Annotated in this window: 8 protein-coding genes; 6 read left to right on the top strand and 2 right to left on the bottom strand. The window is 60.0% G+C overall.

Annotated elements, in window-relative coordinates; genetic code table 11:
* On the top strand, nt 1–3437 hold a 3437-nt coding region (locus tag ACP7BO_RS11290), incomplete at its 5' end, for an RHS repeat-associated core domain-containing protein (RefSeq protein ID WP_426210353.1).
* Here the strand turns inward: ACP7BO_RS11290 and ACP7BO_RS11285 are convergent.
* Nucleotides 3381–3773: a hypothetical protein gene (locus ACP7BO_RS11285; protein WP_426210351.1), complete on the bottom strand. Its 393-nt coding sequence runs from the start codon at nt 3771–3773 to the stop codon at nt 3381–3383. The two genes, ACP7BO_RS11290 and ACP7BO_RS11285, sit on opposite strands and share 57 nt — an antisense overlap.
* 81 nt (nt 3774–3854) lie before the next feature.
* Between ACP7BO_RS11285 and ACP7BO_RS11280 the strand changes: the two genes are divergently transcribed.
* Complete coding sequence (locus ACP7BO_RS11280) at nt 3855–8939, top strand: RHS repeat-associated core domain-containing protein (RefSeq protein WP_426210349.1); 5085 nt, start codon at nt 3855–3857, stop codon at nt 8937–8939.
* A gap of 126 nt (nt 8940–9065) precedes the next feature.
* Here the strand turns inward: ACP7BO_RS11280 and ACP7BO_RS11275 are convergent, their stop codons facing one another.
* Nucleotides 9066–9851, bottom strand: coding sequence for an enoyl-CoA hydratase (locus ACP7BO_RS11275; RefSeq protein WP_426210347.1), 786 nt, complete (start codon nt 9849–9851; stop codon nt 9066–9068).
* A gap of 144 nt (nt 9852–9995) precedes the next feature.
* Here ACP7BO_RS11275 and ACP7BO_RS11270 point away from each other — a divergent pair, with 144 nt between their 5' ends.
* The 4 genes from ACP7BO_RS11270 to ACP7BO_RS11255 are packed head-to-tail and all read left to right on the top strand — an operon-like array spanning nt 9996 to nt 13359.
* Nucleotides 9996–10781: an SDR family oxidoreductase gene (locus ACP7BO_RS11270; RefSeq protein WP_060692176.1), complete on the top strand. Its 786-nt coding sequence runs from the start codon at nt 9996–9998 to the stop codon at nt 10779–10781.
* A 54-nt stretch (nt 10782–10835) separates the two neighbouring features.
* Nucleotides 10836–11825: a bifunctional MaoC family dehydratase N-terminal/OB-fold nucleic acid binding domain-containing protein gene (locus tag ACP7BO_RS11265; protein ID WP_426210345.1), complete on the top strand. Its 990-nt coding sequence runs from the start codon at nt 10836–10838 to the stop codon at nt 11823–11825.
* A 9-nt stretch (nt 11826–11834) separates the two neighbouring features.
* Complete coding sequence (locus tag ACP7BO_RS11260) at nt 11835–12968, top strand: acyl-CoA dehydrogenase family protein (RefSeq protein ID WP_426210343.1); 1134 nt, start codon at nt 11835–11837, stop codon at nt 12966–12968.
* The gene (locus ACP7BO_RS11255) at nt 12940–13359 is read left to right on the top strand and encodes a MaoC family dehydratase (RefSeq protein ID WP_060692182.1); all 420 of its coding nucleotides are present in this window, start codon (nt 12940–12942) and stop codon (nt 13357–13359) included. The genes ACP7BO_RS11260 and ACP7BO_RS11255 overlap by 29 nt, the downstream gene beginning before the upstream one ends.

The following is a 13359-nucleotide window of genomic DNA, read 5'->3' as shown; positions in this document are numbered from 1 at the left end:
AAACCGAGACTGTGCAGGGTAAAAGCACGACCCGGGCCTACAGCTACACGTTGACCCAAGCCACCAACGCCCGCTCTCTTGAACGTGCCGTGTTGCAGGAAAACGTAACGATCACCGGGCACGACGGGCACTCATCTGTCTCCCAATCCTCACAGGATCTGTACTCAGGCCTGATGGTCACCGAGCAGACCGATGAGCAAATGCGCATCGCCTTTGCCCACGATGCCTTGGGCCGTGTAGTACAAGAAGTCGCCGCCCCGGATTCGGCGTTCGAAGCCGCGGTCAATTGGGCCTATTCGTTGTCAGCGAACCAGCGCTGCCAGACCCGAATCGGCGCTTCAGGGCGTAAGGAAACGGTCTGGCTGGATGGTATGGGCCGGGAAATTCGTCGAGAAAAACAGACCGACAGCGGTGAGATCTATACCGCCTGGACCGGCGAATATGACGTGTTGGGCCGAGTCTTTCGTGAGACCGTTTACGACCCCGGTAACGAAGACACGCCGCCTCTGGCTCTCACCACACAGCGCACGTTTGACGACTGGGGCAATGTGCTGACCGAAACGTCGGCGGACGGCGTCACCCAGCACACTCTGGCCGACCCTGTGGCCCTGACCGGAACCAGTTGGCAGACCGATGCCAATGGCGTGGCCGGGGCCAAAACCGTGACTACCCATACCCTCGATGGCAAGCCGCTGACCGAGCAGTTGTACTGCGCCGACGGCGTGCTGCAGCACGAACTGAGCTGGAGCTATGACGGACTTGGGCGCTGCATCAGCCAGACCGATGCCATGGGCCGCAAGACCTTGCAGGAGTGGGATGTGCGGGACCGACTGGTGTCGACCACGTTGCCTGATGGCAGTGTGATCAAGCGCACCTACGTCGAAGGGCATGACGGTGAATTACCGGCCACGGTCTCTATCACTCATGCTTCTTTGGGTATTAACGAAGTCGTACTGGGCGAGCGTAAATACGACGGTCTGGGCCGACTGGTGTGGGAAAAGGTCGTCCAGAGTGTCTCTGAATGGAGCTATGCCGAAGGACAAATCCACGCTCATACCCGGACGCTGCCCGATGGCACCGAAGTCCTCACCGAACGTCAGCCGGAATTGGGCGATGCAGTGCTGTCGATGCAGGCGCCCGGCATCAGCGTGTTCAATAAATACGATCCGCTAAGTGGCCGTTTGCTGGAGTCGCAAGGGAATCTGGGGCAACAGAACGATCACTGGTCGCCGTCGGGCTTGCTGACCAGGGCCGATTACGCCTGGCACGGTGATCAACCGCGTTCACAACAGCAAACCACCACACCTGCGGGCAAGGTCACCCGCCTGACCGATGCTGACGGCGCGGAACAGCGCTGCCAGTACGACAAATTCGGGCGCCTTAGTACGCAGCAAGGTCCCGACGTCACTGTCACAGTCACCTACGATGCAGCGTCGCGGATTCACCAGCAGCGCACCCAATCAAAAGACGGCTCGCGAGACATGATCGTGACCCTGGGCTACGACAGCCTCGGCCGCCCGGCCCGTCGCACTACCGACACCCGCACCCCGTCCGGGCAACAGGTAGAAGTGCAAACCCAACAATGGCGCCAAGACGGCAAGCTCACTCAGCGCGAACTGACCCGTGACGGTGTTTTAGTACGCAGTGAAACCTTCGACTACGACATCCGTGGCCGCATGATTGCCCATCGCCTTACAGGCCCATCGTTACCAGAAGACGCCCACGGCAAACCCTACCGCCAACAACACTTCCAGTACGACGCTCTCGACAACGTGCGACGTCTGGAAACGGTATTTGCCGACGGCAGCGCCAACAACGTCACGCTGTTTGGCTACAACCCTTCCGACCTTACCCAGCTAATAAACATCAGCCACAGCCGACCCGATTACCCGGCGCCGGTAACCCTGGAGTACGACGCTCTGGGCAATCTCAAACGCGACGAACGCGGCAATCCGCTGCACTACGACGCCCTAGGCCGACTCATCGGGGTAACTCTGCCTACAGGCCAGCGTCGTTGGCACTACGGACCGGGCGGCAATATCATCAAGACCGAGGACGCTGCCGGTCCGCGTTGGCGCTACCACACCTCGGGCCAGCTCAGCTGCGAGGTGGGTGAAAGCACACAAACCCGCTGGGTCCGTGCCGGAGCGGTGCCGGTTGCCGAGAGCCGACTGGCCTCGGCTGTACGTGAAGTCATGCTCTTGGGCATCGATGCCCAGGGCTCAGTGACCACTGAAGCCAAGGACACAGTAAATACCCCGGTCTACGGTGCCTACGGCCAGAGCACAACCGAACCAGGAGCCAGCCGACTGGGCTACGCCGGCGCCTTGCGTGAACAAGACACCGGCTGGTATTTCCTCGGCGACTACCGGATCTACAACCCGGTGCTGATGCGCTTCCACAGCCGCGACAGCCTCAGCCCCTTCGGTGAGGGCGGCCTCAATGGCTATGCCTACTGCGCGGGCGACCCGGTGAACCGCATCGACCCGTCGGGCCATGCATGGACCGACTGGCTGTTGCCGGCAGCGGGGCTCGTGCTGGGCATGATCGGCACCGTGGCGTCACTGGGTGCTTTGGCGGCGCCTGCGGCGGCGCTGACTGCCAGCTATATCACGGCGGTGACCACCGCGACCCTGAGTGTGGTGTCGCTGGCTGCAGACGTCGCTTCCATGGCCTTACTGGCCACCGGCAATGAAAACGCAGGGCGAATTCTGGGCTATGTGGGTATGGCGACGGGCCTGGCATCGGCGGCGCCGTCGATTGCCAGTGCCGCTGCCAAAAAGGTCAAACATTTCGGCAAAGTCGTGGGCAGCGGGCAGTACAGGCTGCAACATGCCGGGGGCAGAGGACAGGGGTTTCCACCCGGTAGATTCCAGCCCTTAACGCTACGAAGTCTGGCTTACAAAGCCGTTGATCAAGGAGAGGCATGGCGCGCGATACGCCATATGGACATTTCTGGATCAGCAGACCCCTTGAGCCGTGCAGCTCCCGTCTCGGCCTATTACCACAGTATTAGCAGCATGGACGCATATAACGAAGTACGTACCTACTATCAAGGTGTAAGTCCAAGGCCTCCATTACACTTGCCAGTCAATAATGTACCCGGGCACAGCGTTATTCATGCAGGCGTCAACATTCCTGTGTTCGCAAATAATCCAGCTTATGTCCGTGAAGTCAGGGCAATCGCAACAAATGGCAGAGCAAGAAGCCTGCCAACGGATTTGGCCCTCAACGGTATAGATGCAGAAAGGCTGAACACGTTCACTCAGCCGTTTATAAATCATTCAGCAACCATTACTCTGCAAACTATGCACAACCCAGCCAACAGGGAGTTTTTTCGGTATGTTACGCCAGTTGCTATGGACGAAATCGCCTGGAGTTTAGGTGGAGAGGTCAGGAGGGCTTACTTTACTAATGTGGCAAATATACGACGCTAGAGCAGGCCTGTAATAAACCTGATATTTCGTCCCGATATAACCAGCCGCAGTTTTAAAGACTGCGGCTGGTATCTTGCAGTAGCCTTGCTGATTACGATGAATCATCGGCACTATCATCTTCAGCGCAACCGGCAACTCTTTATTCCCCTCAAACATCGCTGTACGTTTCTTAATAAACGCCTGTTTTCCGTCCTTCTGCCTCCGGTAAGTAAACAACAGTGCATTAGCCTTACGCTTCCGGGTCAGACCGGTCTCTAGCGGTACATTGAAGCGGGGCACAATCATGTTCTTGATATAGCGGGAGGCTGAGAAGGTGGTTTTTTGTAGGCTGGCCACCTACAGCCCTTGCTCATTGTTTCCCATAAGTCAGCGCTTCTATTTTGCCACTCCTTTAAAGCGAACCAAGGAGTAGCAAACATGCTTGATCCAGCTGAGCACACCCCCGCAATCCAGTCCGCCGCCAGCCTGTTCAGTAGTGGCGACGTTTACTCCGGCGCCTACAACTTTATGAGCAGCATCAGTGCCGGGGTTGATCCGCGCACCGGTATGTTTTCGGCCTCGATAACTCTGCCTACCGGAGCCGCCAACGATTTACGCGGGCCCATCAGCCAGTTGCGCCTCGGTTACAGCCCTTTGATGACCGAGGATCAGGGTTTTGGTCTGGGCTGGATGCTCGGCACTACGTCCTGGGACGGTGCCAGTCAGCAGTTGCAACTCAACTCAGGCGAGCGTTTTCGTGGGGAGATTGTGGGTCAGAGCATGCGCTTCCCGGACGTTCGCTTGCCGGTGATGACGGTCACGGTGCAGCGCCAGGAAATGTGGGTGCGGCATAACGACGGTACCTGCGAACGTCTGATTCCGCTGGCCGGGCACCCGAGCCTGTGGGTGGTCAGCACCCTGGTGGGGGCGGACGGCAGTGCCCTGAGTTTTGACTGGCGTTCCATCGGTAACGCGGCCTACTTGCAAAAAGTCAGCGATGCTCAGGGCCGAACCGTGGTGGCGTTGGCCTACGAGGGTCAGCAAACCCATCTGACCCTGCAGCCGGATACGCCCTCACAGATGGTGATGACTTTTCAGCGCATCTCCGGGCAGTTACGTCGGGTGACAGTGGACGAACTTCCCGACAATGGTTGGCAATTTGACTACAGCACCGCGAGCTCGGGGCTGTTGTTGCTGAGTAAATGTACCCAGCCCACCGGCAGTACCGAGGAAGTGACCTACAGCGAGGCCAACGGTTTGTACCTGCCTGCGGGTGCACCGTTCCCACGGATGCCGGTGGTCAGTCAGACCCGCAAGGATCCGGGCGACGGCCAGCCGGTGCAGCTGGTTCGTTATGACTATGGCCTTTATGGTTCGAACAATTACTTCGGCTGGCCGGTGGTTCGGCAGTGGCGCAACCGTGAGGACAATCTTTACCACCTCACCGGGGGTGGCGATTTTCTATACGGCTCCACCGAAACCCTGATGGATGCCCGGGGGACTGTTTTGCAAACGGTGTCCCGCACCTTTAACCGTTTTCACTTGTTGACCCGGGAACGCACGTTGCAGGGCCAGACCCTGCAGGAAACCCAGACCACGTACTACGACGAACCCTGGCTACCGATTGCCCGGCAAGTGCCTTACTTCCAGTTCCCGCACAAGGTGATCACTCGCAAGGCGCATCTGGATGGTCAGCGGGTGCTGCGTGAACTGAGCACAGAAGAAGAAACCCGCTACGACGACTTGGGCAACCCGGTGTGGCACCGCAATGCATTGGGTGGCATTGAAGCGTCGGAGTATTACCCGGTCAGTGGTGAGGCCGACCATTGTCCGGCCGATCCGCTGGGTCGCATCACCCGTCTGAAAAGTCGCACCGCAAGCCCGCCACCCGGCACTGAGGGGCCGGTTAAACAGACCCGATACCGTTATCAATCATTGCCCGTGCGTCAGGATGCGCCGGCGTTTGCCTTGCCGACTTTCGTCCAGAGCAGTGAAGAACGCTTGCTGCTGGTTGAAGGTGAAAACCTGACTGAACTGGTGCATTCCAGCCAGACCTTTATCGTTGATCCGGCCTCGCCCCATCACGCTCGAATGTTGAGTGAAACAGAGACTGTTCAGGGTAAAAGCACGACCCGGGCCTACAGCTATCAGCTCAACCAAGCGCGTGATGCCCGCTCTCTTCAGCATGCGGTGTTGCAGGAGAACGTGATCATCACCGGGCACGACGGTCATGAGTCCAGCTCCCAATCCTCGCAAGATCTGTACTCGGGTTTGATGGTCACCGAGCAGACCGATGAGCAAATGCGCATCGCCTTTGCCCACGATGCCCTGGGCCGTGTGGTGCAGGAAGTCGCCGCACCGGATTCGGCGTTCGAAGCCGAGGTCAATTGGGCCTATTCGTTGTCAGCGAACGAGCGTTGCCAGACCCGAATCGGCGCTTCGGGGCGTAAGGAAACGGTCTGGCTGGATGGTATGGGCCGCGAGGTGCGACGTGAGAAACAAACCGACAGCGGTCAGACCTATACCGCCTGGACTGGCGAATATGACGTGTTGGGCCGAGTCTTTCGTGAGACCGTTTACGACCCCGGTAACGAAGACACGCCGCCTCTGGCTCTCACCACACAGCGCACCTTTGACGACTGGGGCAATGTGCAGACGGAAACTGGCGCTGACGGGGTGACACAACATACCCAGGCCGACCCGGTAGCGCTGACCGGAACCAGCTGGCAGACCGACGCCAATGGCGTGGCCGGGGCCAAAACCGTGACTACCCATACCCTCGATGGACGCCCCCTTAAAGAAGAACTCTATTGCGCCGACGGCGTGCTGCAGCACGAACTGAGCTGGAGCTATGACGGGCTAGGTCGCTGCATCAGCCAGACCGATGCCATGGGCCGCAAGACCTTGCAGGAATGGGATGTGCGCGATCGACTGGTGTCGACCACGCTGCCTGATGGATCGCTCATTAAACGCACCTACGCCGAAGGTCACGACGGTGAGTTACCGACCACGGTCTCGATCTCTCATCCTTCTTTGGGTATTAACGAAGTCGTGCTGGGCGAGCGTCAATACGACGGTCTGGGCCGACTGGTGTGGGAAAAGGTCGGCCAGAGTGTTTCTGAATGGAGCTATGCCGAAGGACAAATCCACGCCCATACCCAGACCTTGCCCGATGGCACCCAGGTCCTGACCGAACGTCAGCCGGAACTGGGTGGAGCATTGCTATCGATGCAGGCACCGGGCATCAGCGTGTTCAATAAATATGATCCGCTCAGTGGCCGTTTGCTGGAGTCGCAAGGGAATCTGGGGCAACAGAACGATCACTGGTCCCCGTCGGGCTTGCTGACCAAGGCCGATTACGCCTGGCAAGGTGATCAACCTCGTTCACAACAGCAAACCACCACACCTGCGGGCAAGGTCACCCGCCTGACCGATGCCGACGGCGCGGAACAGCGCTGCCTGTACGACAAATTCGGGCGCCTTAGTACGCAGCAAGGCCCAGATGTCACGGTCACCATCACCTACGATGCGGCCTCGCGGATTCACCAGCAGCGCACCCAATCAAAAGACGGTTCGCGAGACATGACCGTAACTCTGGGCTACGACAGCCTCGGCCGGCCGGCCCGTCGCACTACCGACACCCGCACCCCGTCCGGACAACAGGTAGAAGTACAAACCCAACAATGGCGCCAAGACGGCAAGCTCACTCAGCGCGAACTGACCCGTGACGGTGTTCTGGTACGTCGCGAAACCTTCGGCTACGACATCCGTGGCCGCATGATTTCCCAGCAGCTAGTGGGCGAGAAATTACCCGAAGACGCCCACGGCAAAACCTACCGCGAGCAGCATTTCCAGTACGACGCCCTAGACAACGTGCGACGTCTGGAAACGGTCTTCTCCGACGGCAGCGAAAACAATATCAGCGTGTTTGGCTACAACCCTTCCGACCTTACCCAGCTAATAAACATCAGCCACAGCCGACCCGATTACCCGGCACCGGTGACCCTGGAGTACGACGCGCTGGGCAATCTCAAACGCGACGAGCGCGGCAATCCGCTTCACTACGACGCACTAGGCCGACTCATCGGGGTAACCCTGCCTACAGGCCAGCGTCGTTGGCACTACGGACCGGGCGGCAACATCATCAAGACCGAAGACGCAGCCGGACCGCGTTGGCGCTACCACACCTCAGGCCAACTCAGTTGCGAGTTGGGTGAAAGCACCCAAACCCGCTGGGTCCGTGCAGGAAATGTTCCGGTGGCCGAAAGCCGAATGGCCTCGGCTGTGCGCGAAGTCATGCTCTTGGGCACCGATGCCCAGGGCTCAGTGACCACTGAAGCCAAGGACACAGTGAATACCCCGGTCTACGGCGCTTACGGCCAGAGCACAACCGAACCCGGAGCCAGCCGACTGGGCTACGCCGGCGCCTTGCGCGAACAGGACACCGGCTGGTATTTCCTCGGCGACTACCGGATCTACAACCCGGTGCTGATGCGTTTTCACAGCCGCGACAGCCTCAGCCCCTTTGGTGAAGGCGGCCTCAACGGCTATGCCTACTGCGCGGGCGACCCGGTGAACCGCATCGACCCGTCGGGCCATGCGTGGACCGACTGGCTGTTGCCGGCGGCGGGGCTCGTACTGGGCATGATCGGCACCGTGGCATCGCTGGGCGCTCTGGCCGCGCCAGCTGCGGCCCTGACCGCCAGCTATGTGGCGGCGGTGACCACCGCGACCCTGAGCGTGGTGTCGCTGGCCGCGGACGTCGCCTCCATAGTCTTGCTAACCAGCGGTAATGAAAACGCCGGGCGGATTCTGGGCTATGTAGGCATGGCGACGGGCCTGGCATCGGCGGCGCCGTCGATTGCCAGTGCCGCTGCCAAAAAGGTCAAAGCATTCGGCATGCGCGTGGGCCACGGACAGTACAGGCTGCAACATGCGGGGGGCAGAGGGCAGGGGTTTCCTGCGCCGGCTAATACACGCCAGGTACCAACACTTCAATCCTTGGCATATAACTCTGCTGACGCAGGAGATGTATGGCGTGCGACACGCCACATGGATGTTCCCGGATCAGCAGATCGTCTGAGCCGCATAGCGCCAGATGCGGCAAATCGGTATGGCAGCACCAGCAGGCGAGCATTTAACGAGGTTCGTGAATATTACCGGCACGCCAACCCAAGGGTTCCCGTAGTTTTGCCAGCTAACAATGTACCTACGGGTAATTTACATATCGGAGAGGCCTTGGCCCCTTTGTACGTAAATAATCCGGATTATGTCCGTGAGGTCAGAATGATTGCATCCAATCATCGCGCAAGATTTGATTACACGGATTTGACCAACGCCAATATACGCCCTGAGAGTATTAGAACGGTTTCCAGGGAGTTTTCTAATAATGTGGCTAACTTGACACAGAGACAAAGGGCGCGACCACGTGTGCGCGAACTTATTGATCATTGGGGAGAGGACAGGACTTGGGCTGCATTCAGTGATGCCTGGGGCAGTGTCTATATGTCGCTGCGTCACTAACAGCTGATTTTGTTACCCGATTAACCCGTTGTCGTTTGAAAGCGCGCGACGGGTTTTGTGCAACCAACCTTCGATAATTGCGTCCGGCGCCGGGGCCCTGGTATTCAAGACAACCGGCGCCACCCCTTACTTGCCCTCAAACACTGGCGTACGTTTTTCAATAAACGCCTGCATCCCTTCTTTCTGGTCCCGCGATGCAAACAGCAGCGCATTGGCTTTGCGCTCCAGGGCCAGGCCGGTCTCCAGCGGGGCATCGACCCCGGCCAGAATCACTTCCTTGATTTGCTCGGCCGCCAGCGGCGGCATGGCCGCAATCAACGTCGCCATCTTCAGTGCCTGGGCTTGCACCTGATCATCATCCACCACGTCACTGACCAGTCCGGAAATCCATGCTTCCTCAGCGGTGATCGGTTGCCCGGTCAATGCCATGCGCATGGCTTTGGCCTTGCCCACTGCCCGTACCAGACGTTGGGTGCCGCCGATGCCCGGCATGATCCCGATGCGGATTTCCGGCTGGCAAAACTTCGCGCTGCGCCCGGCCACAATACTGTCGGCCAGCATCGCCAGTTCACAGCCGCCGCCATAGGCGTAACCGCACACGGCCGCGATCACCGGTTTGGGGCAATGCTGGATGGGGGCCCAGACCCGCTCGGTATGGCGCTGGTAAATATCGATCGGACCGACGCCGGCCATGCTGTTGATGTCGCCGCCTGCCGCAAACACCTTGTCGCCACCGGTCAGCAGGATGCAGCGCACCTGCGGGTTTTCGGCCAGCTCTGTGAAATAGCGCGACAACAACGCTTGCAGTTCGAGACTCAAGGCATTGGTGGCCAGCGGCCGGTTAAGCCGCAGCAAGGCGACGCCCGGGGTCGGAAATTCAAGCAATACCGGCGCGGCGGTTGGGTCTGACATGGGGTTCCTCATTAACAGGAGCTGTTGCTACAGCGTGCGCTGGATTGTTGCTTTGGCAAGGTGAGGCTTCATCGTCCGTTCAGACGACGAGCAGCCCCGGCATTGCCCCTAGAGTGGCCCCATCAGTAGAAAAAGGAGCACGTCATGGGCCAACTCTCTGGGCTGGACTACAGCGGTAAAGTGGTGCTGGTCACCGGCGGCACCAAAGGCATCGGTGCAGGCATTGCCCGCAGTTTTCTGGAAGCCGGGGCACAGGTGATCGTGTGCGGCAGGACTGCACCTGAGGCGCTGCCGCAAGCAGGTAGCGCACAAGCGATTTTCATGGCCTGCGACGTGCGCGATGTGGAGTCGCTTAAAGCCTTGTTTGCAGGCATTGCGGCTGACTTCGGTCGGCTCGATGTGGTCATCAACAACGCCGGAGGCAGCCCGTCTGCCGATGCCGACAGCGCCTCGCCACGTTTTCACGAAGGCATCATCCGCCTCAATCTGATCGCCCCGCTGAATGTCGCGCAACAGGCCAATGTCTTGATGCAACAGCAGGATGGCGGCGGTTGCATTGTGTTCATCGGCAGTATCAGCGCTTTGCGTGCTTCTCCGGGAACAGCGGCCTATGGCGCGGCCAAGGCCGGGGTGTTGGCGCTGGTGCAATCGCTGGCAGTGGAATGGGCACCCAAGGTGCGGGTAGTCGCGGTCAGTCCGGGGCTGGTACGTACCGAGCAGGCGCATCTGCATTACGGCGACGAACACGGCATTGCAGCGGTCAGCGCCGGTATTCCCGCAGGGCGCATGGCGCTGCCCGAAGACATCGGTAATGCCTGCCTGTTTATCGCATCGCCCATGGCGGGGTATGCCAGCGGCTGCAATCTGCTGCTGCACGGTGGCGGCGAACGCCCGACTTTTTTGAGTGCGGCGCAAAGCGCGGCTCACTGATCGACCTTCAGCGGCGACCAGTGGGTTGCCGCTCTCAACACGCAGGAGACGAACTTGGCTGATTCTCAATTGCTAACCGACGTGCGCGCCCTGGTGGGGCGTGAATATGGTCGCGTCTACGCCTGGGACGAAGTCAACGCCCCGATGATCCGCCAGTGGTGCGAAATCATGGGCGTGGACAACCCGCTGTATACCGACCCGGTATTTGCCGCCAACAGCGTGCAGGACGGGCTGGTGGCGCCGCCTGCAATGCTGCAGGTGTGGTGCATGGAAGGCTTTCACCTGAACAACTATGCACCGGGCTCGACCACCGAAAATCCGTACGAAGTGCTCAAGCTGATTGAGTCGTATGGCTACGGCTCGGTGGTGGCGGTCAACTCCGAACTGACCTTCAACCGCAATCTGCGTCCGGGCGAAAAAGTCTACTACACCACCCGGCTGGACTCGGTGGGCGATGAGAAAACCACAGGCCTGGGCACCGGTTTTTTTGTCACCCTGGTGATGAGCTATTTCGTTGAACACAAAAGCGGTGACGAGGCGGTCGGCGAGTTGCTGTTCCGGGTATTCAAGTTCCGTCCGGCCAACACTCACACCCCTGAAGCCGCACCGGCAAAAGATCAAGCCAAGCCTGTGGCCAAGCGCCCCAAACCGGGCATGAGCGATGACACGCGGTTTTTCTGGGAAGGCTGCGATGCGGGCAAGTTGCTGATCCAGCGCTGCACGCAATGCCAGACCCTGCGCCATCCACCGGCACCGGTATGCATCGAGTGCCACTCGTTCGACTGGGACAGCGTGCAGGCCAGCGGCCGCGCCAGTCTCTATTCGTTCGTGATCATGCATTACCCCGAAGTTGCGCCGTTCGACCATCCCAACCCGATCGGCCTGATCGAGCTGGAGGAGGGCGTACGCCTGGTTGCCGGGCTGGCGGGCGTCGAGCGTGAGGACCTGAGCATCGGCATGCCTTTGCAACTTGAGTTCAAGACCTTCGACGGCGAACTGACGTTGCCGCTGTTCCGGGCACTTTCTTTACCGCCGGCCGAGTAAGGAGCGAGCATGGATTTCGAATTCACCGAAGATCAAAACGCTATCGCCGAAATGGCTGGCAGCGTGTTTGCCGATTACTGCACCGATGACCGCCTGCGCCAGTTCGACACCAGCGAAAATGCCTTTATGGAGCCGCTGTGGCAGCTGTGCACAGAGACCGGGCTGCAGGCTTTGGCCATCCCTGAAACCCATGGCGGCAGCGGGCTGGGCATGACCGAGTTGCTGGCCGTGCTCCAAGCGCAGGGCAGGGCGCTGGGGCAGGTGCCGTTGTGGCGCCATCAACTGACGGCCGCGACCCTGGCCGCATGGGCTGATCCGGCGTTGCAGGGCTGGGCGACAGAAGCGGCTGCGGGCCGCGCCTTGTTGACCCTGGACCTGAGCGGCTTGAGCACTGCCCGTGGCCTGCAATTGCTGGCCACACCGCACGGTCAGGGCTGGCGACTCGAGGGCCGTGTTGCAGCCCTGGCGCTGGCAGAGCAGTCACAAGCGGCGTTGTTGCTGGTGAGTGTCGACGGTCAACCGCGTCTGGCATTTGTCGAACTCGACGCTGCGCCGATCACCCGTGTCCCGGGGCGCATGACCCACGGCGAAGCGGTTGCTGATTTGTCAATCGACGGCTTGTTGATCGACGCGCACCAATTGCTCCCGGCTGCCGCCCTGGACTGGCTGGAGCCGCGCAGCATTGCGGCCCTGGCGGCCTTGCAACTGGGAGTCAGCAGCGAGCAGATCCGCCGCACCGTGGAGTACGTCACCGAGCGGCGCCAGTTCGAACGCAGCATCGGCAGTTTCCAGGCGGTGCAAATGAGCATGGCCAACGCGCACATCGCCCTTGAGGCCTTGCGCAGCAACCTGTGGCAGCTGTGCTACCGCCTGGATGCCGGCTTGCCCGCGCCGTCCGAAGCGCTGGCCACTGCCTGGCATGCCTGCGAAGCCGGGCATCTGATCGGGCACAACGCCCAGCACGTACACGGCGGCATTGGCGTCGATCTGACGTACCCGATGCATCGCTTTCTCTACTGGAGCCGCGCTTTGGGCTGTGCCCTGGGTGGATCGGCAGCAAGCCTGGAACGCCTCGGCGACTGGCTGAGCCATAACGACAAGCTGGGATGGAAATATGACCTTGCAGAACACCAAGCGCTTTGACGATGTGCGCCCCGGCGAAACCCTGCCGGAACTGGCGATCCCGATCACCGTGGGCCTGGTTACCGGCGGCGCCATCGCCACCCGTGACTACTTCCCGGGCCACCACGATTTGAATGCTGCCAAGGCCCTCGGCTCGCCGCACATTTTTATGAACATCCTCACCACCAACGGTCTGGTGCAGCGTTATGTCGAACAGTGGTCCGGCCCCGAGGCACGTTTCACCTCGCTGAAGATCAAGCTTGGCGCACCGAATTACCCCGGTGACAGCATGACCTTCAACGGCGCGGTGACCGCGCTGGATGCTGCCACCCGCACGGTGGAAATAACCCTTGGCGGCAAAAATTCGATGGGCAACCACGTGACCGGTACGGTCACGCTGGTTCTGCCCTGA

It is taken from the genome of Pseudomonas sp. TWR2-1-1 (genome assembly GCF_049897045.1).
Lineage (GTDB): Bacteria > Pseudomonadota > Gammaproteobacteria > Pseudomonadales > Pseudomonadaceae > Aquipseudomonas > Aquipseudomonas versuta.
The sequence above is the reverse complement of the archived record's forward strand: the minus strand, read 5'-3'. Positions and strand labels throughout refer to the sequence as shown.